Raw genomic sequence first — 23,141 nt, 5'->3', positions numbered from 1 at the left:
GTATCACTTCGCAGTGGGATTGGCGAGCGACTTTCCGCATTTGTTCTCCGTGGCAGGAGAGGGCGTATGCAGGCTGAAGCTGGTCCCGAGGATGCCCGCACGATTGCGATGTACGAGCGGCTGCTTGCCCGGCATCTGAAGTTCTACGATGCGCGGCGGCGGCGGGAGCGCCGGCCCAGGAGCGCGGCCCAACGTCAGTTTCAGGACGTAGCGTGGGGCAAGGTCGAGCCGGTATCGGACCACGAGCGCGCCTATGTCTGGTATCTCAAGGCGCGAAAAATCGCGCCGTTCAATCGCCCCACGCCAGCGCCGCATATCGATGACGTGATGGCGGGTTACGATGTGGGGGCGAGGCCCGTTGCCGGCGAGGTCGGCACAAAATGGGATAATGCGTGGCGGGAATATCGGGGCGGTCGCGAGTTTTGGTGATGTTTGTGGGCTGAAGGAGAGGGACGATCTGCAACCGCTATCGACTGAGCGCCCGGCAGACGGCCGTGATGCAGGCATGCGGATATGAGGCGTTCGAGGAGGAAGGGCCGATCATCTCGATTCCGCTCGAAATTTTCCCGACCGGCAAGAAGACGGCGCGGCACGGGCTCGTCATCCGGCGATCGCCATCAGGCAATCGGCCGCTCGAGCCGGTTGCGATGGAATGGGGCTTCCCGACCAAGGTTGCGAGCAAGCGCGATCCGGCGGTCAAACTCGATAAATATGTGACCAACGCGCGCAACCTCGGTTCCTCGATGTGGAAGCCATCGATCTCCACTTGGAAAACCCCGGTGCGACCCCGAAAGGGCTATCCTTTGCTCGCCTCACTACAGAATGGCATGCGGGTATGACGGGCCGTCGAGACTTCGCGGTCCCCCAAATTTTGCGCTGCCCGTCCGCAATCGCTCCGCTCAGCGGACCGCCAGCACAAAATCGGCTCCCCCGCTCTCGAGCGTTGACCGGGATCCCTGCCTTCGCTGCGCTCGCCACGGCTTCCCGGTCAACGGCATCAACCGCCCTGAACACCGCATGCCGGACGGTTCGCGTCAGCAAAAGGAGAGTGACATGACCGACCCCATCTCGAACGACGACTACGCACTCTGGGCGGACGGAACATGCGCGACGATCGGCGAGGTTCGCAGTGGCCACTACACCCACATGTCGGACGACTATGAGATCATCTCGTGGACCGACACCGCACGCCTGATCGAAATTGACGCGGTCGATCCCTGACGGAGGATCGGTACGGCTCGCTCGCGCCAGGGCAATGCCGTCGCATTGCCACTGCCTGCTACGCCTCGCCGGTGCCGGGATCGATCTGTCACTCCGTCGCATCGCCTCGCTCGCATCGCGGCCACGCCTGCGCGTGTCACGCTCGCTACGCATCGACCGTCGCGGCTCAGCCGGCGTCTCGACTGCGGCATCGGCACGGCTCGCTGGCGGGCGCGGCGATGCCGTCGCATCGCCTGCGCTGCCGCTGCGCATCGCGCCGTGCCGATGCGATCGAGTATGGGCTGACCGGCACGGGTCGCTCGCTTCACGACGATCCCTTCGGATCGCCGGTTCGCTACGCCTCGCTCGTGCCGATCGCACCCGCTTATCGACCGCGCCCGTCTCGCTCGCATCGCGGCCCCGCCTGCGCGTGTCGCGCTCGCTACGCATCGACCGGCGCAGTCCGACCAATGCCCGGCTCGCTCGCGGTGCCGCAATGCCTGCGCATTGCGAGCACCAGCTACGCATCGCTCGGGCACCCGGTCCTGCGGACCGACCCATGACCCCGTGATCGGCCATGCCGATCCTGACGGATCGGAAGGGGAGGGGAACCGGGGATGATGGTTCCAATGGGAGACAGACCATGTCGATCACCTTCTTCCTCAGCGTCGATCGGAAAGCCGATGCCGCGCCCGCCGTCATCACCGCCCGCCAGCTCGCCGCGTTCCGCGCCTTCGCCCGGGAGCGTGGCCAGCTTCTCGAAGACGAGGACGATGACCCCTTGGTGTTGTGCTCGTTCGAAGCCCGCGTGTGCCCCTGGTCGCTCGCATCAATCTGCGCGATCTTCGATCACGACGTTGGTGTCATCTCCGTTGTCGAGGAAGCCCAGTGCCCAATTCCCTGCCGGACGCCGATTACGAACTCGGCATCATCGCGGGAAGCCTCTCGCTCAACCCGATCCTGTCGCCGTTCTTCACCGGGCCGAATGACGGCAAGGTCTCGGTCGAGAGCACGAAGCTGGAGGGCATGGCCGACCATATCACCCTGCCCGTGACGCACACCTTCATGATGAACAACCCGCTCGTCGTCGCGCAGGTCGTGACCTTCATCCGGACCGGGCGCTTCAACCACGGCCTGACGCTATCCGAGCTTACCCGGGATGTGGCGACCTATCTTCAGGAGCGGGTCGCTCGCTCCTGAAGACGCCTCATCCTCAGCCCCCGCGATTGTCGTAAGCGCCCTCTTCGCCATCGCGATCATCGCTGCCGCGCTGGGCGTGATCCCAGAGATGACGCTTCAACGCGGCCTGGGCCTCCGGCGACCAGCTCCCCGCCCCGGCCACCGCGACCCAGGCTTCGACATAGTGCTGCGGAGCGTAGACATGCCCGTAGCCCATCGGCGTCCTCGTCGCGAAGGCCATGTCGACGAGAAGCTGCAGGCCGGTCACGACGGGATACCAGCGGAACTGGGGCGAGACGTCGGGGCCGCGCGTCGGCTCGAGCCAGGCAGGCTTTCGGAAGAAGCTACGGCGATCGAAGAAGGTCACCGCGTCGCTGGCATATTGGAGATAGACGATCCGCATCACGCCCCAGGGCGTCGCAGGCGGAACGGTCGGTCCATTCTGGTTCATGAAACGGACGGCGCGGCCCTCCCGGTATTCCGGCAGCCAGGCCGGCGAACCCTCATTGCGCCGGTCTGTGATGTCGCGCCAGAAACGGTTACCGAAGGGCGGGCCGCTCCAGACGGCGCCATCGATCGGATCGCCGATCAATTCGAGCAACTCGATCGATCGCTCCGAATTCATCGAACCCAGGCTCAAGCCGTGCAGGTAGAGCCGCGGCCGGCGTTCCTTGGGCAGGCGCGTCCAGTGGCCATAGACCTCGCTGAACAGCGCTCGCGCCGCCTCGGAACCGTATTCCGGCTGAGCCAGCAGCGAGAGTGGGCTCGACAGATAGGAATATTGCAGCGCGACACTGGCGACATCGCCGTCGCCGAGATGCTCGATCGGGCTGATCGCCGAGGGATCGACCCAGCCGGTGCCGGTCGGCGTGATCACCACCAGAATCTTCCGGTCGAAGGCGCCCGAGCGCTTCAATTCCTCCAGCGCCAGCCGCGCGCGCGCCTCCGCCGTCCCGGCCGCGCGCAACCCGACATAGGTGCGGATCGGCTGCATCGCCGGCCGGCCCGACAGGGCGGTGATATCGGCCGCGCTCGGGCGCGAGGCCACAAACTCGCGGCCCGCCCGCCCCAGCTCCCGCCATTTCACCAGCGAGGCCTGACTGCCGGATTGAAGCGGGTCCGTCGGCTGCGGACTGGCCGGCTCGATCAGGGCGTCGCGTTCGCGGAAGGAGGAATCCAGCACGCGGAAGCCGACGCGCACCAGGAAGCCGTTGGCGAGCGACCAGACCAGAACCGTCGTGATCGCGAGGCCGGCCACGAGCGCGACCCGCCGCGGCATGAAGCCCAGCGGCCGGCGCGCCAGGAAGAGGGCCATCAGCCTGAACAGACGCGCCAGGGTCAGCAGCACTGCGAAGGTGACGAGCGCGATCAGGCTGACCTTGAACGGATGGGCGCTCTCGATCGGCTCCATCGACATCACGCGGCGGATGGAATTCTGCCATTCCGCCGCATTCGCGAGGAAGATGCCGGCGACCAGCAGGCATATGCCGGCGACGACGATGTTGACGATGCGGCGCAGCCGCTCATTGGGCGCCGGCATCTCCAGATAGGTCCAGAGCCAGCGCCAGGCCGTGCCGAAGCCATAGCCTGCCGCGAAACAGACACCACCCAGAACGCCCTGGATCACGGCCGTGCGCGGCACGAGCGTGGGGGTGAGCGAGGCTGCGAACAGGAAGGTGCCGAGCGCCAGGCCGATGCCGGACAGGCCACGGCTCCAGCGCAGCGGAAGCAGGAGAGCTCTCGTGCCGAAGCTCATCATCGCACCTGCTGTCCGTCATGCCCGCCGATCGAGCTATTATATCCATCGATCACGCAGCGCCGGGGCTGCGTCCGATAGCTTCGGCCGGTGAAGCGGGTTCGGGCGAGTGCCCGGCAAGCACGAGGCGACATTCAGAAGCTCCAGACCATCGGAACGTAGAAAACGGATATGACGAAGAACCAGAGCATCAGCGGCAGCCCGAGCTTCCAGTAGCTGTTGAAGCTGTATCCGCCCGGACCTATCACCATCATGAAAGCTGCGCCAGCAGCCAGATGCAGAGCAGCTTCAGGCCGTCCGCGATGCTCGCCATCTGCGGCAGGAGGCCGAGTACGATCAGCCCGAGCCCGAGATTGTCCGCCTTGCTGATCGCATGCAGCCGGCTCAGCGTATCGGGAAAGCGCAGCAGGCCGAGCGCGCCGGCGAGGAAGAGCAGCGCGCCCGCGCTCACCAGAACGATGGTGGCGATATCGCCGAGGCCGCTCATGGCTGCTCCTTCGCCGGATCAAGTTCGGCGGCCGGCTCGGCCATGCCGAGCGCGAAGGCCACGCAGGCAAACGCCGCGAACAGGGCGAGCAGCAACGCGACATCGATCACGGCGGCAGAGCCGGAAGCGGCTCCCAGCAGCAGAAGCACCGCCGTGCCGCCGGTCCCGAGCAGTTGCAACGCCATCACGCGCTCGGCCAGGACGCGGGAACGGAGCACACGCAACAACGCGAGGACGGTCATCGCGAGGACGAGGAACGCCGCGGCGGCCAGAATGTCAGCCATCGCGGCGCTCCGCCCGGAATATCCGGCAAAAGGGCGCCTCGTCGGCAGCGACCTGCTCCGCGATGGGCTCGCGCAGGTCGAGGCAATGGATCAGCAGCATCCCGTCGGCCGCAACGGAAACGGGTAGCTTGCCGGGCTGCAGGCTCATCACGGCGCACGCAGAATCACGTGCCATGCCATCGGGAACGATCGAGCGGCAGGTCGCGAAACCCGGCCGCAGATCGGGATCACGCGCAAAGGCGCGCCGCGCCACATCGACGCCCGCGACAACGGATTGCGGCAGGAAACGGATCAGGAAACGGATCAGGCCGCGAAGAGAAAGCCCAGCGCCGACCGGCCACAGCACGGTACTGGCCCAAGCTCCGGCGGCGCTTGCGGCGATGCCGACCGGCAAATCCTTGAGCGCAGACCCCATCAGGATCACCCATAGCGCCAGCAGGCACAGCCCCCGGACGAGGAGCGCCGAAAACCGCCTGTCATCGGCCACGGCCGCCCCCTCCATCGCTTCCGCCCGCCTCCGGTCGATGCCTGCCAACGCTGCGATGCAGGGTAGCCATCGCCCGGACGGGCAGCATCAGCCGGGCGTCTCACCACTGTGCGCCACGTCCCATTCTCCCCGGAGCCGCGGGTCAGGCCGCCGGGCCGGATCCACCCGCGGCGCCTGCCTCCTTCGGCACCGCGCCGATCATCTCCGCCAGCCAGCGGCTCGACGGATGCAGGGCGCAGAAGGTGATGAGGGCGATCGTGATAGGGACGCCAATGAAGGCGCCGAAGACGCCCCAGAGATAGCTCCAGAAGAAGACCGAGAACAGGACGATCGGCGGCGAGATCGAGAGCGCACTGCCGGCGACCCGCGGCTCGATATAGCTGCCGACGATGAACTGGATCAGGTTCAGGCAGGCGAAGACCGCGATGACCGCCTGCCAGGAGCCGAACTGCGTCATCGCGAACAGGGTCGGGAAGACCGTGGCGACGAGCGGGCCCATGAAGGGGACATAGTTCAACAGGAAGGCGATGAAGCCCCATTCCTCGGCCAGCGGCAGGCCGACGGTCCGGGCGAAGACCCAGACCAGCAGGCCGGTGATGACGCTCATCGCCGTCCGGACCAGCATGTAGCGGCGGATCTTGGCGGCCGTCGCGATGCTGCCGCGCAGGATCAATTCGGCCATGTCGCGGTTGCGCATCACCTTGAGCCTGCGGCCGAAATCCTCGACCTCGAGCAGGCCGAGCAGCACGTAGACCAGCACCACCAGCCAGAAGCTCATCGTGCTGTTCAGCCGGCCGCTCACGGTCTGGACGGCGCGCAGCACCCAGGCCGAGCTGAAATTCTCCGACCACAGCGCCGCAACCGCGATGCCATGCCCTTCGAGCCAGAGCGTGATCTGCTCGTAGAAGGCCTGGAAGCGCGCGGCATCGCTGACGATCCAGCGGCCGACCCGGCCGAAGGCCCAGACGATCAGCGAGCCGAAGGCGAAGAAGGCGACGACCATGACGAACAGGCTCAGCGCCGGCGCCAGCAGCCGCGGCAGCGCGCCCTGCAAGGCCTTCTGCAAGGGCCAGACCAGCGCGATGATGAACAGCGCGAAGGCGACCGGCGCGAAGACGGAACTCGCGATCGACAGCGCGACCACGAACAGGATTACGGCGATGATGACCTGCGCGGCCTGGGAGGTCTTGGCGCTGGTCATAGGCCAGCTCGGCTCCGGGCGTAAAACCGCGTCGCAGCGGCAGTTCTCTTCAGCGCAGGCACCCGTCAGACCCCCTTGGTGAACTCGTCGAGATCGAGCGTCGAATGCTTGCCGATCTCGTCGCGATGCGCCCGGTAGAACGCTTCGGCGGAGCGCCTGCCCTCGTCATGGAGCATCGTGAAGAACTCCCACTCGGCATTGAGCTTCGAGGAATAGCCAAGTTCGATCATGGCGTCGCTGGTGATGCGGTGGAGGCGCATGCGCGCCCAGCGCGCGCCCTCGCCCGTGCCGGAGAGCGCCTCGCGCTGCAGCAGCGCCATCATCCGCAGCTCCTTCAGTAGCACCGCGTTGAAGGAGACCTCGTTGAGGCGGTTCAGGATGTCCCGAGCATTGCGCGGCGTGCCCGGCCGCTCGACCGGGTTGATCTGGATGAGAATGGTGTCGCTGGCCGTGCTCTCTTCGATCAGCGGGGTCATCGTCGGGTTGCCGGAATAGCCACCGTCCCAATAGCTCTCGCCGTCGATCTCGACCGCCTGAAACAGCGTCGGCAGGCAGGCCGAGGCGAGCAGCACGTCCGGCGTGATCTCGCCGTTCCGAAAGATGCGGTTGCGCCCCGTCCTGACATTCGTCGCGGAGATGAAGAGCTTGATCGGGCCCCTTGCGATAGCGTCGTAATCGATCGCCTCGGCGAGGATGTCCGTCAGCGGGTTCGTACCCGACGGGTTGAGGGTGTAGGGCGAGACGACGCGGGACATCATGTCCATCGCCACGAAGAGCGGCGAGGTGTCGAGCGTCCAGCGGCCGAGCAGCACATCGAGCGGCGAGCGCTGGAATGGGCTGAAGCGTGCCGCCTCGGACACCTTCCGCCAGTAGCGGTCCAATGCGTCGCGAGCGCCTGCACGCCCGCCCAGCGCATAGCCGGAGGCCAGCACGGCGGCATTCATGGCACCAGCCGAGGTGCCGGAGATCGCCTCGATCGTCAGCCAGTCCTCTTCGAGAATCCGGCTCAGCACGCCCCAGGTATACGCGCCATGGGCTCCGCCGCCCTGAAGAGCGAGGTCGATGTTCAGTGGAGCGCGCGCGTCGTTGCCGCGGCTGGGGGCGGAAGGCGTCTTGCTCACCGAAGTCCCTCTTTCGTCGGCGCGGCCCGCCGCCTCATGGCGGCGGGCTTCGGTCGATGCTTCAAGCCTGCGGGGCCTCGGTCTCCGCCGCGGCCGAGAGCGCCGCGCGCAGTTGTGCCTCCTTGGTCTCGTCGAAGGAGGTCTGCATCAGCGTGCCGCCGACGCCCTTGAGATCCGCCAGCACTTTGTCGGTCGTCATCTTGCGGATGAGCAGGAACAGGCCCGCCGTGTTCGGCTGCAGGGCCTCGGCGGCATCCTTCATGAACTGGTCGTTGATACCGATATCGCTGAACTTGCCGCCGAGAGCGCCGGACGCGGCACCGAGCGCCGTGCCGATCAGCGGATTGAGGAAGATGAAGCCGATCAGGGTGCCCCAGAGCGCACCGGAAGCGGCGCCCGTGGCGGTGAGGTTGATCATCTGATTGAGCTTCACATGGCCCTTGTCGTCCTTGACCACGACGACTGCGTCACCCAGCTCGATCAGATATTCGCGCTGCAGGGATAGGACCTTCTGGCGGACCTCCTCGGCCTTCTGTTCCGTCGGGAAGGCGATGAAGACGAGATTGCTCATGTCGATGACTCCGTAATCGTGGGTGAGAAAGAACCGGAAGCCAGCCGGTCAGGCCGGAAAGCTTCCGGTGCGGGGGAGGCAGGCACGCGCCCTCCTCATGGCCGTTGCGGCGAAGCCGCGGCGGATTGCGGCCCCGGCCTGACGCGCTGGCCGGGATGCAGGGCCTGCGTGCCGGCCGAAACGATCATCTCGCCGGGTGCCAGTCCCTGCGAGAGGATGATCTTGCTGGGATCGAAGCGCAGCACGTCGACCGACATTCCCCAAGTGGCCTTCCGCTTGACTTCAAGATCGCCTGATTTTGCTCGCTGGGCAAGCGTTTTTCGCCCCGAGCGATGTCTGTCGTCGCGCAAACGGCCGAAGTCGGGTGGATCAAGCCTCGAACCCGCAGCATTCTGGCCCGGCAGAGCCGCTTTTCCGCGCGGCAGACGGACCTGTCCTGCCGCTTTCGTTCAGCTTGGGCATGGATCGTGGTCATGCGCATGACGGAGGCGTTCGAAGACGGCGGATGGCGGCAAGGACGGCCCGCACCATCGGGCCGGTGACGGCGACCTCGGCCAACTGGAAGGTAATGGCGCGGGCGTGGCGGACGACGCGGGCGCCGATCTTGATCAGCTTGAGTTGCAGGCTGGTCAACGACCAGTCCGCCATGGCCTCGGGCAGTTCGATGCAGCGCAGGAAGGTTGCCAGGTTGTAGGCCAGCGCGTGCAGTTGCAGCCGCACCTCGTTGTGCCGGAACTTCCGGCATGACAGCCGCGTCCAGCGAAAGGCATATTTGCCTTCCTTGATGTGCTGCTCTGCGGTGCCGCGCTGGTTGTAGAACCTCACCACCCAGTCTGGCTCCATCGGCAGGTTGGTGACGATGAAGCCGACTTTGGGGAACAGCTCGCCCGGATGCCATTCGATCTTGGCGATGACGCGGCGCGGCTTGTCCCAGGACGCCGCCTGATACTCGAAGTCCTCGAAGAACCGTTTGACCTTGGTCAGCGAAGGCCGTCCCACGGGCCGTGTCAGCCGATGCGCGATCTTCTCGCGCAAGACGGCGTTGGCGGGCAGACGGATGGCGTAGAAGAACCTGGCTTCTTCCAGCCGCATATAGATCGCGGGGATCGCGTAGGCAGCGTCGGCCCGGAAGAAGCGTCCACCAAGGTCGCGGCCAGCATATCGGGCAATGACGGGATCAAGGACATCCCGCCAGCCATCGGCGCTGTGGACATTGCCGTTACGCAGGGCGCAGCGCTCCAGCATGCCAAACTGGTTGAACAAGAAGATGGGGTGATAGCAGGTGCAGTCGAAATGCCCGTTCCAGGCAGCACCTTCCTGATCGCCGTGGGTGGGGCTGACCGAGCTGTCCATGTCCAGCACGATGTATTTCAACCCGTTGCGGTCATGAAACCGGTCGATCCATTGGCCGTTCAGATCGGCCAGCGCCGCCCGGTTCGCGGCCAGAGCCAGCGTCTCGGTCTCGAACCGTCCCATCTGCGATGCCGAAGCAGCTTGCGCCTCGACGGCCCTGCCGCCAACGACCTGACGCATCACGGGATCGAGGGCCAAGCGGTCGGCATCGTTCACATCCTCGTATCCGGCCAGTCGTCCGAACACCGATTGCCGGAACAATCCGTCAAGCCGATGGAGCGTGTTCTTCCCGGTGCGGCTGTCTCGCAGCGCCTCCGACGCCAGATTGGACAGGCCGAGCACGTCATCAAGCTCGCGCATCACCAGCAGGCCACCGTCTGAACTGATCTGCGCACCACGGAACTCCAGACGCACACGGCGGTCGAAATCAACCCGATCTCCCCGCGCCAAGCCCGCACCCTCCAGGTGATCCATGAAACGCGCCCCTCGCAGCCGTCAACGCCATGATTTATATGCGAAATATCACGATTACGACAGCGAAATCAGCGACTTACTTGGAGAATGTGGGCTCCAATCCCGAGCGCCGGTGCCTGGTCCCCTTTACGCATTTTGCCGAACCGCATCCTGAAGGTGGGAAGGGGGACGATGGCAAGCCCCGGCAGATGTGGTTTTCGTTGCCCGATCAGCCGATCGCATTCTTCGCCGGGATCTGGCGGCCGACCGAGCGGGGCGAGGCCTATGCCTTTTGTACGACATCCCCGAACGCGATTGTCGCCCCCTGGCATCCAAAGGCGATGCCGGCGATCCTGCATCGCGCAGATTTGACGAAATGGCTCGACGGGACAGCCGAGGAGGCGCTCGCGCTGGTCAAACCATATGACGGCGACATGGTGGAACAGGTTGCGACGCCTGATAGTGGTGAGGCATAACCTCCACCCAACCAATATTTGAAACCGCCAGCACAGGATTTGATCATGCCCACAACGACCTTGGATCTTTCCGAAAAACTCTCCACCGCACACGGGCTGTCAAAGCCGGACGCGAAGAAGTTCGTCGAAGCCGTATTCGCCGACATTACTGCGGCCGTCGCCAAGGGCGAAGAAGTCAGCATCAACGGGTTCGGCAAGTTCAAGGTCAAGGATACGCCCGAGCGTCAGGGCCGCAATCCCGCGACCGGCGAGGCGATCACGATCGCTGCATCGCGCAAGATCAGCTTCGCGCCTGCCAAGCAGGTCCGCGATCGTTTGAACGGCGCCTGAGCGATGACACAGACCCGGCATGGAGGTGACGAAAGCATTGCCGGGTATGCGGACGACGCTGGCCCTGCCGCAACGCTCGATGCGGCAAATGCGGATGCCGTGCGCACAATGGTCGCCAACCTTTCCGACGAAGACGTCGCGCGCATCTACGAGCTGACTGGCGGCGCGGGGTTTGTTGCAGATCTCGCGGCAGCACAGATGGAACAGCGTAACCTCGATTACTGAGCGCGGCTGTTCGCAGGACGCTTCGACCTCACGCCTCCAGGCCGGTTATGGGGAGAAACTCTTCGCCGATTTGGGAATTGTGCGGAAAAAGGGAGACGCATCATGGCAAGCAACACTGCATGGGATCAAAGGTTGGAAGCGCGTTCAGGGTCGGCCTGGGGCTGGATTCTGGCTTATGCCATTCTCGTGATTCTGATCGGATTTGTCGCGCTTGCCAATCCGATCGCCACCGGGTTGACGACGGGCGTTCTCCTGGGCGTGTTTCTGATCGGTTACGGTGTCCTCGCGATTGTCTCCGGTGTTTCGTCGTTGTCCGATCGCGGACGCTGGACCGAAGTGCTGCTGGGCGTCCTGGGTGTCGTGACGGGCGGGTTTATCCTGTTCAATCCCTTTGCCGGCGCGATCTCCCTGGTCTGGGCGTTAGGTTTCTGGCTGCTTGTTTCGGGCATATTTCAGGTCGCGAGCGCCATCCGGGGCGCTTACGATCGCGGATGGCGTCTTGCGCTGGGCGTCCTCGATATCGTTCTGGGCGGATATCTGCTGTTCGCAGGTCCCGCGACCAGCCTCGTCATGCTCGCGACGATCGTCGGGATCAGCTTCATTTTCCGCGGCGTATTTCTCGCCTTTGTCGCGTTTGGTCTGCGCAAGCTGGCCCAACCCGGCAGAGCCAATATCCGCACCTAAGTCATTGATTTAACATATATCAACACCACGTCATGTCTTGTGGTGTAGTTTCAATGGCTTGATGGCATTATGCCTGTCCATTGTGTTTCGCTAATTATTTGGACGATCAAGGGAGTTGGAAGTGCAAGACGCCGTAGGCGGCTCACTTCCTACTCGATTGATCGTAACCCGATGGGAGCGGAACGGTTCAGTCTTCGGCGGACGGCAGCGGTTCGGGGGACTGTCCAGGGGACACGCGCGTCAGGACAGCTGTGTAGAGCTGACGCCAGTGTTCGGCTTTGCCGCGCTCACGTTCCGCCGTTCGGTCCGCCTTGGCCTTTTCGGCACGGGCATCCCGCAGTTCGGTCTCAAGCCGCTCGATCTTGTTGCGGAGCGCCGCTTCGATGTGCCGGTATTCCTCGGGCGTTCGCAGCGGGACCTTCTTGCCGTCGATGACCTCGGTTTCTGCACGGGTCTCGACGCGTTCCTCGCCGATTTCATCGGCGAAGTTATTGTAGAGGTACTGACGGCTGACCTTGGCCTCACGAGCCACCGAGACGAACGTCACAGCCTGCCTGGTCTCGCGCAGTTGCATGATTGCGTCCTCGACCGCGGCGCGCTTTTCAGCGCTACGACGGCTGCGGGCATCGTTGAGAGTGGCGATCCGTAGATCAGTCATTGCGTCGCTTCCTCCCGAGCAGCGCTCGGCCTGTAGCGCTGCTTTTGACCTTTGTAGAGACCGTGCTCCTCGATGGAACGGATGATGGTGTCAGTGTTGTGGACGGCATCCTTGTTGCGTTGCAGCCGCTTGCGCGTGATGTCGGCCATGCGGGCCTGACCGCCTTCCTCGTAATCCCGCGCTTCCTGTTCGAGGCCTTCGATCGCGACGTAAAGTCCGGCGCGCTCGCAGCGGAAGTGCTCGAGGTCGTCGCCATCGGCGCGGAAGAACCGGCAGGTCAGGCAGGCATGGGCGTGCTCGCACCATTCGCCAAGCTGGCCGGGCAGCGTACAGGCGCCGCCACTGACCCGCGTCGCCAGCATGGTTTCCTTGCGCAGCAGGAGATCGCCGACGGCCTCGTCGACCTTGCCCGCGATCGTGAAGAACTGGCCGCCACCTTTCCGCAGCAAGGCGTTCTTCTTGAGGTCGAGACGCTTGTTGACGTACATCGACGCCATATCGGGCGAGGCATGGCCCAGTTCGAACATGATGCTGAGGATGTCATGGCCTTCGGCCGCCATCTGCGTCCCGCGATGGTGGCGCAGTGGATGCCACGAGAAGTCGAACGGCTTGCCCTCGCCATCGACGATTCCATGCCTGAGGCACAGCATCTTGAGTTCCTGCAAGGTCCAGTTGTAGCCGAGGAACGACTCCCGTTTGCCGGAGAAGACCGGGAACAGGTATTTGGTGACGCGCCCGTAACGCTGCCGGACATGATCCCGCTGCGCCTCGATCAGCTTGATCATCGCCTGGTGCGCAGGATCGGTGACCAGCAAGGGCTTGGTATTCCAGCGGCTGACCTTGTTCTGCCAGAACGTGAACAGCATGAAGCGCGTGTCGTGCGGATCGGGCCGCAGGCAGTCGAAGAGCAGGGCATGCAGGTCTTCGGCCCGCGCCCCGGTCGTGACGCCGATCATGAAGATTACCGGGATAGGGGCGGGCAGTTCGTCGAGCCTGGCCACCATGGCCGCCAGGGCTTCCGGCGGGGCGGCCCGGTTGGCACCCTCGCGTGATGCGTAAAGCCGGTTCCGCGGGTCGTCCGGTGCCTGCTTGTAACGGATGCGCCGTGCGGCGCGCTTGTCGAGTGCGATCCGCGGCCATTGGCCTGGCAGCAGGACCGGAGCCGCGCGCAGGAGTTGCACGATGTCGGTGTACCAGTTCTTGCCTGCGGCATTTCGCGCGTTTCCCCATGCGAGGTAACGCTCCATCGTCAGTTCAGTGACTCGCCCGGGCTCGGCGATGCCCTCGCCGTGCAGGAACTGCCCGAAGGTTCGCAAGCGCGATTGCATTCCCACAAGGGTCGCCGGCGCAAGTTCGCCATGTGCGACCTTGTCGAGCAGGAAGCCGCGCATCAACGGGCGCAGCCAAGGCTCGAAGCACAGGAAGTTCAGATAAGTGTCGCTTCGGCGTTGCCGGTCGCGGAAGCGCGTGTCCTCCTCGCTGTAAAGATCGTTGATCCAGATGATGTCGCGGTCATGCATCGGCGCCATCTGCGCCCGATTGATGATCGAGAAGCGATGGATATCACCGAACAGCTGCACTTCCGGTGATCGATACTGGGTGGTGACGATCTCGCCGTCCCGGATCCATTGGCGGGTCTGGCTTTGCCTCCGCCGCCCGTACTGTTCGCCGTACCATGTGGCGTAGAGTTCGAGGACGGCATCGTTGTGGCATTTCGTCTTCGCAGTATCGCCATCTGACGCGCCGAAGCCCGGGTGGGGGATGTCCGCCAGACAGCCCGCTCCAAAATGCTGAAGCAGGCTTGCGCCTTCCTCGACGAGATATCGGATCACCGGGATCCGGCGCTGGAACCATTGGGTGTCGGCCTTGCGATCATCGAGCACCGATGCCGCGAGGTAGGCCTTGATCTCGTTGGTCAGCACCGGAACCGCAGCGCTGAGCGGCAGACTTGCGTATGTCTGGCTCAGCCAGGAATGGCCGAACACCTCGTTCATTATGGCGTCTGACCAGACAGGATTCTCAACGAGAAGGGGGGATAGTCCCCCGAGCCGAGCTTCGAGCCAGTTGCTGTAGCGATCGGTATCATGCGGTGTGCCGCCGACGAGCGCCAGCGGCGTCATGCCCATCGCATATCCCTTCTAAGAAGCTCTGCCTCGCGAAGTTTCTCAAGCCTTTCATGCACCTCGTCGGGACCTGTGAGGTAAAGCCTGCGGATTTCCGAGGCGAACAGGTGCTGGTAGAACGCGGCCGTTGTCTGCGGGCTGGCATGTCCGAGGCGATCGGCCACTTCGAGCAGGCTGTATCCCGCCGCGATCGCTTCGGATGCATGGCTGTGGCGGAACATGTGCCAGCTGAAGTCGATATGCGTGCGCTGCTCGAGCAGGCCCGCGAGCTTTTGGGCATAGGACAGGCTCATGGCGTGCCCGATCATGCCGACTTTCACATTGGCGAAGACGTACTCCGCTCCGGACTCGAAGGCCGGGAGATATTCGTCGCTGGTGAGGTAGTCGACGTACATGTTGAGCACGTAGTCGTGGACCGGCACACCGCGCGTCCGGCCGGATTTGGCGCGGGCGCCATTGGCATTGTCTTCGCGCGGAACGACCCAGACGACCTTTTCAGCGAGGTCGATGTCGACATGGCGCAGACCCAGCGCTTCGCCGATCCTGAGACCGGTATTGTAGAGCAGCACGATCAGGAACGCGTCGCGCGCGAGACCGCACGCCTCGATCAGCCGCAGGACCTCGCTTGGCGTCAGGCGCTTCTTGAGCACCTGCTGCTGTACACGGCCGGGATCGCCCGACAGATAGCGGTCCTTGCGCCGCGTCGTGCGACGCTGGCTGATATGCTCGAGGAACGGCTTGTAGATCCGGTGCCCGTCATAGACCTTGCTGACCTCAGCCGTATCGACCGCGAAGTCGTCGGTGCCGTTATAGAAGCGGTAGAACGATTTGATCGCCAGCTGGATCTGGTTGCGCGTCGATGGCGCCAGAACCCGCGTTTCCTGCTTTCGCAGCAGGATCAGCCGCGGGCTCGGCAAGGCATCCTTTCGCCGGGCAAGCCGCCAGGCAAGGAAGCCGTCGTAGAGCGCAACCGTGGCTTCATGGATGCCGGCGCCGTTGGCGCCGAGGAAGTTCGCGAAGTCGACGACATGGCGAACATACGCGCGGATCGTGTTCGGAGACGCGTGCGTCTGCTCGAGATGGACGATCCAATGACGTAGGCACTCGACGACGTCGCCGTGATCATCCAATACCGTCCACGACCGGCGGCCGCCGGGCATTTCGATACGCGCTGCCTGCCAGGGCGTCGTGGCGAACGAAGTGGACACGGTCGCTGATACTGTTGAAAGACCGCCGTGACTGCAAGCCTTTCCCCATCACACTGGACACAGTTTACATGGACAGTTGCGGTATCGCTATTAACATAAGATATATTATCAAACTTTTATCGTTTTATATCAATCATTTATCATCTGAAAGAGCAAGGGTCATTCCGGTGAATTGATATCCGCCCAATAGGTGATCTCCTCGAAAAGGTGCATGCCTTCCGGAGCTTCCCATCCCTTACGCCCGTCATCCCATCGGCCGATTACGGGGCGATCTCCTTCCCAGAGCAGCATGAGGCGACCGTCCTTTCGGTCGTCGGGCATCGCGCCAATCGGGTCCCACGGGATGTATTTCGCTGTGATCACGCAAAATCTCGTCGCATGCCGGCGGCGCGCGAGTTCATTCACGCTGCGCTGCTCCAGCAACGGCATTGAAGATCGAATCGACGATGTCTAGAAATAAAGTGCCCCGACGGTTTGCAAAGCAGGGACCGCCGGGGGATACCCAGTTCATATGGCGCAAGGGTGCCTAAAAATCAAGTGAAAAGGTTCCCGTGCCAACGTTCGTTCATGCCTTGTCCGCTGACCGCTTCGACACTTATCTGAAGTGGGCCGGAGCCGATCAGACGCTCGCAGAGCGCCTGTACACCTATAATGTGCAGCTTTCCGCAGCCCTCTATGGCCCTCTACACATGCTCGAGGTCGTGCTGCGTAACATGGCGGACGCGCGGCTTGCGGCCCAACATGGCGCCGCCTGGATCGACGATCCTGCGATCCTTGTGACGAACTATCAGACGGGCGCAATCGCAAAAGCACGGCAAACGCTACAGAAAGACGGGAAGGCAGCGACCCGTCCGCAGATCGTAGCGGAGTTGAACTTCGGCTTCTGGGCGTCACTCTTCGGCCCCAAGTCACACCACCTCTGGCAAAGCCTGCGACCCATCTTTCAGGCCAAAGGCGTACAGCGCGGTGTGATCGCGCGGGACTTGCGCGACCTGCGTATATTGCGCAACCGCGTCGCCCACTATGAACCCATCATCGCGCTTCCGCTCGCGCAGCGCTATGCGAGTATCACGACCTTGACGGGCTGGCTGTCTCCAAGCGCCGCGACATGGATCGCCAAGTATTCGACATGGCCGACACTTTATCCGGCCGTACCCATCCTTGTGCCCGACCCTGCATCTGGAGATTTGCTGGTGGCGCCAGCGGCGCTACCCTTTCTCCCTGCATGACCTATCTCTCCGCGACGCCTGAATCTTCAGGACAATGTCGCCCATCCAGCCCGGCATGGCCGGGCGGCCCGCGACGAGCGCACGCGTACCGGCATCGTCGAGCCGCGCGGCGAAGCGCCCGATCGCATCCGCGTCGATATTGCCCTTCCCCAGATGCGCGAGCGCCTGAACGATCGCATTCACAGACTCCGGCGCGTCGAGCACCGGCGCGCGGCTGTGCTTCAAGGTAACGCTGCGGCCGCCAGCCTTGGCGGTGCGGGTGCGACCGCTGGTGGCGTAGCTCGCCCGGGCGGGCACCTGTGTCGAGAGACCAAGGCTATTGGCCGCCGCCGCTCCCGACGGCGCGAGCGCATCGCCGCTCTGCGCGGAGAGCGCCTGGGCCACCTGCCCGGGATCCGGGCTCAGGGCACCAAGCTTGTCATGCTGGCGGGGATAGTCGTAGAGACCACAGCCGATCCGACGGATGTCACCGGCATGCGCGAGACGCGACAGCGCCATGTCGACCGAGCCGCGCGTGCCGAAGTCGACGAACTGCTTGGGCGTAAACACCCAGCCACGGCCCTTGCCGCGCACACGCTTCATAATCCGATCAGCCACCGCAGACATGTCCATGCTCCTGTGTGTTAGATAATAGCATGGTTTTTTCTAACAAGCCGTGACCACAGAAAGCGCCAGTTCCCTCGACTTTCCAAGACATTTCAGCACATGGTAGGGGGAGCATCCCTTCGCAAGATCAACCGCCCATGCGAATCAACGCTCCCGCCCACGCTCCGGCACTGGCCGCTCGGGACCAGCTCCACCCTCCAGCTCGCGCGCCGGCTGTGTCGCTTGCCGCCCCTGCATCATCTCGCGGGCCAGGGCCAGACGTCGGGAGACCGCCGGCGGCATAGCCGCCAGGAAACCCGCAATTTCGTCGGAAAGTGCCTGGTCGTCGGCCTCGCCGGTACGTGCAAGCGCCACCGCCGCCTCCGCATAAGCACCGCGTATCTGCTTCTGGCGAACCAGCGCCATCACGTCTTGCGGCCGCCGTTCCTCATCGCGCGCGTGCGCAAAGGCCCGGGCGCGCAGCACGTTGAGTTCATCCATATTGAGCCGGCGCCCCTCCTGACCGATCCGAGCATCGAGATGCAGCGCTGCAGAGCGCACACGCTTTTGAACGTGACCGCGTGCGCGTCTGGGCGTCGCCTCAGCCGCGATGCCGCGCGCCCGTAGCTCATGCGCGAATGTCTCTCGCATATGATGGAGGTCGGCCTTGCGCGGGTTGAACCGCCTACCGTCCGCACCTTCGGTGGCCACCGTCAGATGGATGTGCGGATGATCGGTATCGGTGTGGAGCGCCAGCATATAGGCGTGATTGTCCTCGAACAGGATGCGGGCGAACGCCTGGGCGGCATCCTGCAGCGTCTCGGGATCGGTCGAACCGCTGGGCATGGAAAGGACCAGCGACAGCGAGGTCGGCCGGTCGCGGCCATGCTCGTTCATCGCCTCATCGAGCATGGCCCAGTCCTGCGCGATCTCCTTCAGCCGTTTGGGATCATCGATGATCTCGCCCTCGCTCGAGCGCACCGCAAGCTTCCCGTGCCGCGCAACATAGCCGAAATGCTCGGATAGATGATGCGCGCCATATTGCTTGCCCGAGACCTTGACCATGACCTCCGGGGCCTTGCGCACGATCCGCTCGAGCTTGGCCCGAGCCTCGGCCTGGCTCAGCGACACGGGCCGCCCCTGCCCTCCCCGGCCCGGTGCGCCTCGTCCGATGCGGACATAGGCCCCCCGCAGTGTCCGTTTACCGCCGGTGGGCGGCCGCCATGCCTCCATGAGGCTGGGCAGCGGCAGGATGCCCTCCTCCTCAAGCATCGAGGCTATCCCAATAGGCAAGATCGCCCTTGAGCGCGGTGCCGAGACCGGCAAGCGCCATCCGGATTTCCGTCCGAAAGCTTGCCACCCGCGCCGCCTCGCGCGCGACATCGAGCCCGGATTCGACCATCACCGATGCGTTGAGCGCCCGCGTCGCCTGATTGAGATTGATGCCGATCCGGTTGAGCTCGCGCCACGCCTGAGCCACTGCCGCCCGCTCTTCGAGCGGTAGCGGTGCCGCCGAATGCAGCCGGCGGCGCACCAGCCTTGTCACCCAGTCTGTGCGCTTCATACCCAAAGCATCGGCCTCGGCATCCAGCGCGGCAGTTTCCGCATCGGTCAGCCGGATCTCAAACCGCCGCGTTGTTCGCTCCCGCCGGCGGACTGGTCCCGGCGTCCCGCCCTCCTCCGCGTCCACTGCAGTCATGACGAGGCGCCGCAGCAAAGCCGAGCGGCCACCGGCGCTGTCCGCCGCAGCATCGAAGCGCTGGGCGACTTCATCGTCGAGACGGAAGGTGAAGACGGGCATGCATCAAAGGTTATTGTCATACATCCCCGGCGTCACGCCTATCCGGCCCTCACCTTCACTCAACTCATCTGATAGTCTGCTTGAGCAGACTTCGACCCTATTTGGCAAAATGCGCCTATCATTCACGCCTGATCCACGAAGGGCGGCGCCACCGGCGCCGCCCCAGCTCGAACCGACGCAAAAGGCCGCACCCCGAAAGGGGCGCGGCCGACATACACACGAACAGGATATGCGAACGCGGAGGAAGAGGATCAGAGCATCGCGGCGTCGGGACGTCCCTCAGACGCTGTGCAAAGTCGTTCGGCCGCGATCTCTTGCCGGGAACCATCGCCGAAGATCACGACAACACGCGGGCCAAGGACAAGACGCGCGGGACGGCCATCGACTTCAACGGCAAGGCTGGCCTCTGGCGTTTGCTCCCCTGGTCGCGCGACTGGCTCAGTCCCTGCCCGCAGTTGGGGACGGGCGACGGTCACCGCCGCGGCCTCCATCGGCGCTGCCTCAATGCTGGGAACGTCCGTCTTACTCTTCAGCCCGGCAATGAACCGCGCGCCTTCCGCCAATGTCGCGCCGCTCTCATCCCAGGCGCCCACATAGGCCTCGACTTCCGCAGGATAATCCCTGGCTGTGCGATGCAGGTCATAGAGCAGCCGGATCGGCGCGCGCGGGAGCACCTCCCTGAGATAGGCAGGCATGTCACCATAGGCTGCATAGAGCGAGACGAACTGCTTGGAGCGGCCCAGCGCAGCGGCGATTTCGACCTGGCTCATGCCGCCCTTGAGCATACGGGCAATCGCATGAGCGAGCTCGACCGAAGAAAGGTTCGCACGCTGATCGTTCTCAACGATCTGATCGGCGAGCAGATGGGTTCCCTCCCCCTCGGCCACGACGATCGCCGGGATCGTCACCCGGCCCGCGAGCTCGGAGGCACGAAAGCGCCGCTCGCCCAAACGGATGCGATGCAAGCCGGCGGCGTCGGCGGGCGCAACCGTGATCGGCTGCAAGACCCCGCGGGCCGCTATGGAGGCCGCAAGCTCGGCCAGGGCGTCATCGTCGAAACTGCGCCGGGGATTGCCGGGGTCGGGGATGACTCGATCCAGAGGGATTTCCTCGACCCGGCGCGCTGTTTCATGCGCGCCGACGAGCAGGCCGAACTCCTCGATGCGTTCGTCGAACTTACCCATCAGGTGGCGGCCGCTGGCGCTGAACCGAGCCGCCGTTCGATCTCGGCGAGGATCGGCCGAATTTCCTCGGCCGCCGCCTTGGCGCCGCCACCACCCTCCATCCAGACCGGCCGATGATTTTCCGCGGCATGCTTGTAGGTCGGTCGCGCCTTGATAAAGGCCGGGAACATCAGCCGCTCGCCCACCGCGTGGGCGAGCTTGACGGCATTGTCTATTTCGCGCCGGTCGAACGGGTTGACCATCGATGGCAGCAATCCGAGGAAATCGATCTTGCGCCCCGCCCTCGCCGCCTCGGCCTTGCGCAGCGCGGTCAGCAGCATCTTGGCGCACTCGACCGAATCTTCGGCGACCTGAACGGGCGCGATCACTGCGTCGGCGACCGCGAGAGCGCTCAGGGTAAGCTCGTCCCATTTGGGACCGGTATCGATCACGCACAGGTCGAAATGAGGCGCGAGCGCAGGAAAGCGGCCGAGAAAGTCGCGCACATCCTGTGCCGCCTTGATCATCTGCAAACGCTGGTCGGCAGCGAGCAAAGTGAGCCCGACCTGGCCATCGGCGGCAAGAGCCGCCGATGGATCGAAGAGATCCGCCGCGAAGCCCCCCGGCCGCTCGCGGGCCAGACGGCGTGACGAACTAGCTTGCGGGTCCAGGTCGACAAACACGACCCTGCGTCCCGCCGCTTCGGCCAGATACCAGGCGAGATGCGTGGCGAGGAAGGTCTTGCCTACCCCGCCCTTGAGAAGGCTCACAGCGATCGTCCTCATCGGGGCGGCCAGCTCAACAATAGTCTTCCGGACCGTCGCGCAGATTGCGCTCATAATGGTCACGCGATGACCAGTCGCCGCCACCGCCAATGCCCGGACCGACATAGCGGAACAGGTAGACGGTGAGCGCAAAACAGCCGAACGCAAAGAGGATCGCGTGATCGGGATGGGCGGCGAAATAAGCGGACATGGCGTTAACTCCTCAAATGGTCTGATCCCGCGGCGGTTCACGGCTTTGCACCGGCCCGGGGGCGATGCTCCGGTGCACCCTCCCCTCCCCGAGCGCACTTGGTGCGTGGACATCCTTTGCGCGCAGTCTGCTCAAGCAGACTTTTCACGGCCATCCCCCCGGTCAGGGGGATGGCCGTGCCGATCAGTATTCTTCGGCGAGTAGGATCGTCAGAACCCGAGTGGTGACGTCGGGATTGGCTGGATCGGGTGAGCCCCAGGCAAGCTCGAGATCATAATAATCGATCTTCCAGTAGAGAATGGCGCTGTCATATTCGAAGCGACCAAAATCATGCTCGCCCAATGGATCGTTGTCGGAATTGAAGCTGTCATAGTTTCGTACCGTGCGCAGGATCTCAGCGCGTCTGCGAAATCCGCGGAAGAGGGACACATCCCCGACCAGCGCGGCAACGCCCGCGGTCATGACGATCTGGTTTCGGCCAGGGCTGCAAATAGATCTCCGCAGGCTGTCATTCAGTGCGGCGATGCGGTCGATCCGCTCGGCTCGGTCTGCCGATTGTTGAGAAGGCTGCGACATGGCTGTGACTCCGGTCTGGATCAGCCCCGCCCATCGGGGCCTTCCGACAGGCGCCCCAAAGGGCGGCGTCATAGCGGGGTCGTGCACCCGGAGGGTCGCAACGCAGTGGAGAAGCCCGCCTATGCGGGCTTGCTCGGCCCCGCGCGCCGACCAGGAAGCCGACAACGGAAAAGGACCCAATGGCGTGGACACCTGTCCGGTGTCGCACCCGTGTGATTGGCGCTCTCGGACTGCAGGAGACTCACCCTCTCGATTACGCCCATCTCAAGCCGAAGTTCGAGATCGGTGGGAATGCCGAAGCAGCAGGCAAATGATGCCACCACCGCTCACGGCAGGGATCGTCACCCTAATGGGCTGAGACTTGGAAATCCAAGTCTCAGGGCGAAGCCTAGAGCCCGATCCGGGTTCGCCGGAGCCGCCCGTTCAGCTCTTCACGGTTCTCCGGAAATTGCCGAGAACAGAGCACAGCTTCTGGCTTTTGCGCTTCAGATCGGCGAGCCTTTCTTCAGCTTCGGCTTGCTCGCAAAGCAGCATTAGGCGTTCAGCCTGCTGCCCGCGGATCGAGACATGGCGCAAGATCACGATCCATTTCCCGGTTCGCTCGAGCGCGATCTTGGCCTGACCATGGGCAAGAAACGACCGTAGGCCCTCGAGTGTGCGGAGATCCGAAAGGGCCTTGGCGGCCGCCTTGCCTTCTTGAGCGAAAGCGCCTTCTGCCTCGATAAGTTTGCTGAGGTCATCGAACCGCTGACCGATCAAATGCCGCAGCCGTACTGCCTCCCCTCTACCCGGAATGGCCTTGAGAAGGAGCAGCGTTTCGGTGACGGCCGCTTCAGCCGCCGAGAAATGCTGCAAACACGCGCCTCGCCACGCGTTCACATCTTGGATCGCCTGGTTCCACAAGGGATCATCGTTGGCAATTTCGATTGGCGCACCTTCATCCATGCCAAACGCCTAGCGCTGCTGTCTTTATTTTCGTTGAATCAATGACACGCCCTCCATGGCTCCTCCGGGAG

The 23,141-nt window shown here is 63.9% G+C and carries 30 protein-coding genes; 9 read left to right on the top strand and 21 right to left on the bottom strand.

Annotation, left to right across the window (positions count from 1 at the left end; translation table 11 throughout):
• Positions 1-66: 66 nt before the first annotated feature.
• The 4 genes from N6H05_RS25460 to N6H05_RS25445 all read left to right on the top strand — a co-directional run bounded on the left by N6H05_RS25460 (position 67) and on the right by N6H05_RS25445 (position 2,400).
• Positions 67-429: a hypothetical protein gene (locus tag N6H05_RS25460; protein WP_185707939.1), complete on the top strand. Its 363-nt coding sequence runs from the start codon at positions 67-69 to the stop codon at positions 427-429.
• A 65-nt stretch (positions 430-494) separates the two neighbouring features.
• A complete protein-coding gene (locus N6H05_RS25455) occupies positions 495-839 on the top strand; it encodes a hypothetical protein (RefSeq protein ID WP_284114413.1) in 345 nt (114 codons plus the stop codon).
• Positions 840-1,053: 214 nt separating this feature from the next.
• The gene (locus N6H05_RS25450) at positions 1,054-1,221 is read left to right on the top strand and encodes a hypothetical protein (protein WP_156028549.1); all 168 of its coding nucleotides are present in this window, start codon (positions 1,054-1,056) and stop codon (positions 1,219-1,221) included.
• An 867-nt stretch (positions 1,222-2,088) separates the two neighbouring features.
• Complete coding sequence (locus tag N6H05_RS25445; protein ID WP_218964237.1) at positions 2,089-2,400, top strand: hypothetical protein; 312 nt, start codon at positions 2,089-2,091, stop codon at positions 2,398-2,400.
• Positions 2,401-2,413: 13 nt separating this feature from the next.
• Here N6H05_RS25445 and N6H05_RS25440 read toward each other — a convergent pair whose 3' ends face one another.
• The 9 genes from N6H05_RS25440 to N6H05_RS25400 form a co-directional block, all read right to left on the bottom strand.
• A complete protein-coding gene (locus N6H05_RS25440; RefSeq protein WP_125988456.1) occupies positions 2,414-4,135 on the bottom strand; it encodes an alpha/beta hydrolase in 1,722 nt (573 codons plus the stop codon).
• Between the two features lie 250 nt (positions 4,136-4,385).
• Entirely contained in the window at positions 4,386-4,622 is a 237-nt protein-coding gene (locus N6H05_RS25435; protein ID WP_099231079.1) for a monovalent cation/H(+) antiporter subunit G, read from the bottom strand.
• Complete coding sequence (locus tag N6H05_RS25430; protein WP_099231077.1) at positions 4,619-4,906, bottom strand: MrpF/PhaF family protein; 288 nt, start codon at positions 4,904-4,906, stop codon at positions 4,619-4,621. The genes N6H05_RS25435 and N6H05_RS25430 overlap by 4 nt, the downstream gene beginning before the upstream one ends.
• Positions 4,899-5,393 carry a Na+/H+ antiporter subunit E gene (locus tag N6H05_RS25425; protein WP_164522480.1) on the bottom strand — a complete coding sequence of 165 codons (495 nt, stop codon included), beginning with the start codon at positions 5,391-5,393 and terminating at the stop codon, positions 4,899-4,901. The genes N6H05_RS25430 and N6H05_RS25425 overlap by 8 nt, the downstream gene beginning before the upstream one ends.
• Before the next feature lie 142 nt (positions 5,394-5,535).
• Positions 5,536-6,594, bottom strand: coding sequence for an AI-2E family transporter (locus tag N6H05_RS25420; protein WP_099231073.1), 1,059 nt, complete (start codon positions 6,592-6,594; stop codon positions 5,536-5,538).
• A 65-nt stretch (positions 6,595-6,659) separates the two neighbouring features.
• Positions 6,660-7,715 (bottom strand): patatin-like phospholipase family protein, encoded by a 1,056-nt coding sequence (locus N6H05_RS25415; protein ID WP_099231071.1) that lies wholly within the window; start codon positions 7,713-7,715, stop codon positions 6,660-6,662.
• A 61-nt stretch (positions 7,716-7,776) separates the two neighbouring features.
• Positions 7,777-8,286: a DUF1269 domain-containing protein gene (locus N6H05_RS25410; RefSeq protein WP_099231069.1), complete on the bottom strand. Its 510-nt coding sequence runs from the start codon at positions 8,284-8,286 to the stop codon at positions 7,777-7,779.
• A 95-nt stretch (positions 8,287-8,381) separates the two neighbouring features.
• The gene (locus N6H05_RS25405; protein ID WP_206434175.1) at positions 8,382-8,543 is read right to left on the bottom strand and encodes a hypothetical protein; all 162 of its coding nucleotides are present in this window, start codon (positions 8,541-8,543) and stop codon (positions 8,382-8,384) included.
• Between the two features lie 214 nt (positions 8,544-8,757).
• Positions 8,758-10,113: an IS1380-like element ISPme1 family transposase gene (locus N6H05_RS25400; protein WP_012112698.1), complete on the bottom strand. Its 1,356-nt coding sequence runs from the start codon at positions 10,111-10,113 to the stop codon at positions 8,758-8,760.
• 29 nt (positions 10,114-10,142) lie between these two features.
• Here N6H05_RS25400 and N6H05_RS25395 point away from each other — a divergent pair, with 29 nt between their 5' ends.
• The 4 genes from N6H05_RS25395 (at position 10,143) to N6H05_RS25380 (ending at position 11,807) form a co-directional block, all read left to right on the top strand.
• Positions 10,143-10,568, top strand: coding sequence for an SOS response-associated peptidase family protein (locus N6H05_RS25395; protein WP_284114406.1), 426 nt, complete (start codon positions 10,143-10,145; stop codon positions 10,566-10,568).
• A 45-nt stretch (positions 10,569-10,613) separates the two neighbouring features.
• Positions 10,614-10,898: an HU family DNA-binding protein gene (locus tag N6H05_RS25390; RefSeq protein WP_185707942.1), complete on the top strand. Its 285-nt coding sequence runs from the start codon at positions 10,614-10,616 to the stop codon at positions 10,896-10,898.
• A 3-nt stretch (positions 10,899-10,901) separates the two neighbouring features.
• Entirely contained in the window at positions 10,902-11,123 is a 222-nt protein-coding gene (locus tag N6H05_RS25385) for a hypothetical protein (RefSeq protein ID WP_278988706.1), read from the top strand.
• Positions 11,124-11,225: 102 nt separating this feature from the next.
• Positions 11,226-11,807, top strand: a complete 582-nt coding sequence (locus tag N6H05_RS25380) for an HdeD family acid-resistance protein (RefSeq protein ID WP_185707944.1) — start codon at positions 11,226-11,228, stop codon at positions 11,805-11,807.
• 187 nt (positions 11,808-11,994) lie between these two features.
• Here the strand turns inward: N6H05_RS25380 and N6H05_RS25375 are convergent, their stop codons facing one another.
• From N6H05_RS25375 to N6H05_RS25360, 4 genes are all read right to left on the bottom strand, one after another.
• Entirely contained in the window at positions 11,995-12,465 is a 471-nt protein-coding gene (locus N6H05_RS25375; protein WP_022674670.1) for a hypothetical protein, read from the bottom strand.
• Positions 12,462-14,591, bottom strand: a complete 2,130-nt coding sequence (locus tag N6H05_RS25370) for a tyrosine-type recombinase/integrase (RefSeq protein ID WP_022674669.1) — start codon at positions 14,589-14,591, stop codon at positions 12,462-12,464. Before N6H05_RS25370 ends, N6H05_RS25375 begins: the two co-directional genes overlap by 4 nt.
• Positions 14,582-15,796 (bottom strand): tyrosine-type recombinase/integrase, encoded by a 1,215-nt coding sequence (locus N6H05_RS25365; protein ID WP_284110425.1) that lies wholly within the window; start codon positions 15,794-15,796, stop codon positions 14,582-14,584. Before N6H05_RS25365 ends, N6H05_RS25370 begins: the two co-directional genes overlap by 10 nt.
• Positions 15,797-15,955: 159 nt before the next feature.
• Positions 15,956-16,225, bottom strand: a complete 270-nt coding sequence (locus N6H05_RS25360; RefSeq protein ID WP_017182168.1) for a hypothetical protein — start codon at positions 16,223-16,225, stop codon at positions 15,956-15,958.
• A 122-nt stretch (positions 16,226-16,347) separates the two neighbouring features.
• Between N6H05_RS25360 and N6H05_RS25355 the strand changes: the two genes are divergently transcribed.
• On the top strand, positions 16,348-17,025 hold the full coding sequence (locus N6H05_RS25355; protein ID WP_007684587.1) for a hypothetical protein: 678 nt from the start codon (positions 16,348-16,350) through the stop codon (positions 17,023-17,025).
• On the opposite strand, the gene N6H05_RS25350 is transcribed toward N6H05_RS25355, so the two are convergent.
• The 8 genes from N6H05_RS25350 to N6H05_RS25315 all read right to left on the bottom strand — a co-directional run bounded on the left by N6H05_RS25350 (position 17,005) and on the right by N6H05_RS25315 (position 23,070).
• Entirely contained in the window at positions 17,005-17,637 is a 633-nt protein-coding gene (locus N6H05_RS25350; protein ID WP_284114404.1) for a DUF6088 family protein, read from the bottom strand. The genes N6H05_RS25355 and N6H05_RS25350 overlap by 21 nt on opposite strands.
• 138 nt (positions 17,638-17,775) lie before the next feature.
• A complete protein-coding gene (locus N6H05_RS25345; RefSeq protein ID WP_021223785.1) occupies positions 17,776-18,882 on the bottom strand; it encodes a relaxase/mobilization nuclease domain-containing protein in 1,107 nt (368 codons plus the stop codon).
• The gene (locus N6H05_RS25340; RefSeq protein WP_021223784.1) at positions 18,875-19,411 is read right to left on the bottom strand and encodes a plasmid mobilization protein; all 537 of its coding nucleotides are present in this window, start codon (positions 19,409-19,411) and stop codon (positions 18,875-18,877) included. The genes N6H05_RS25345 and N6H05_RS25340 overlap by 8 nt, the downstream gene beginning before the upstream one ends.
• A 251-nt stretch (positions 19,412-19,662) precedes the next feature.
• Positions 19,663-20,595: a ParB/RepB/Spo0J family partition protein gene (locus N6H05_RS25335; protein ID WP_021223783.1), complete on the bottom strand. Its 933-nt coding sequence runs from the start codon at positions 20,593-20,595 to the stop codon at positions 19,663-19,665.
• The gene (locus N6H05_RS25330; RefSeq protein WP_021223782.1) at positions 20,595-21,359 is read right to left on the bottom strand and encodes a ParA family protein; all 765 of its coding nucleotides are present in this window, start codon (positions 21,357-21,359) and stop codon (positions 20,595-20,597) included. The genes N6H05_RS25335 and N6H05_RS25330 overlap by 1 nt, the downstream gene beginning before the upstream one ends.
• Positions 21,360-21,372: 13 nt before the next feature.
• Complete coding sequence (locus N6H05_RS25325; protein ID WP_017182162.1) at positions 21,373-21,549, bottom strand: hypothetical protein; 177 nt, start codon at positions 21,547-21,549, stop codon at positions 21,373-21,375.
• Positions 21,550-21,732: 183 nt separating this feature from the next.
• The gene (locus tag N6H05_RS25320; RefSeq protein WP_021245272.1) at positions 21,733-22,125 is read right to left on the bottom strand and encodes a DUF3768 domain-containing protein; all 393 of its coding nucleotides are present in this window, start codon (positions 22,123-22,125) and stop codon (positions 21,733-21,735) included.
• Between the two features lie 423 nt (positions 22,126-22,548).
• Positions 22,549-23,070 (bottom strand): hypothetical protein, encoded by a 522-nt coding sequence (locus N6H05_RS25315; RefSeq protein WP_284114402.1) that lies wholly within the window; start codon positions 23,068-23,070, stop codon positions 22,549-22,551.
• Positions 23,071-23,141 lie beyond the last annotated feature (71 nt).

The sequence above is a fragment of the Sphingobium sp. WTD-1 genome (assembly GCF_030128825.1).
Classification (GTDB): Bacteria; Pseudomonadota; Alphaproteobacteria; order Sphingomonadales; family Sphingomonadaceae; genus Sphingobium.
Note: the sequence above shows the minus strand (reverse complement) of the source record. Positions and strands in the feature narration are given on the sequence as shown.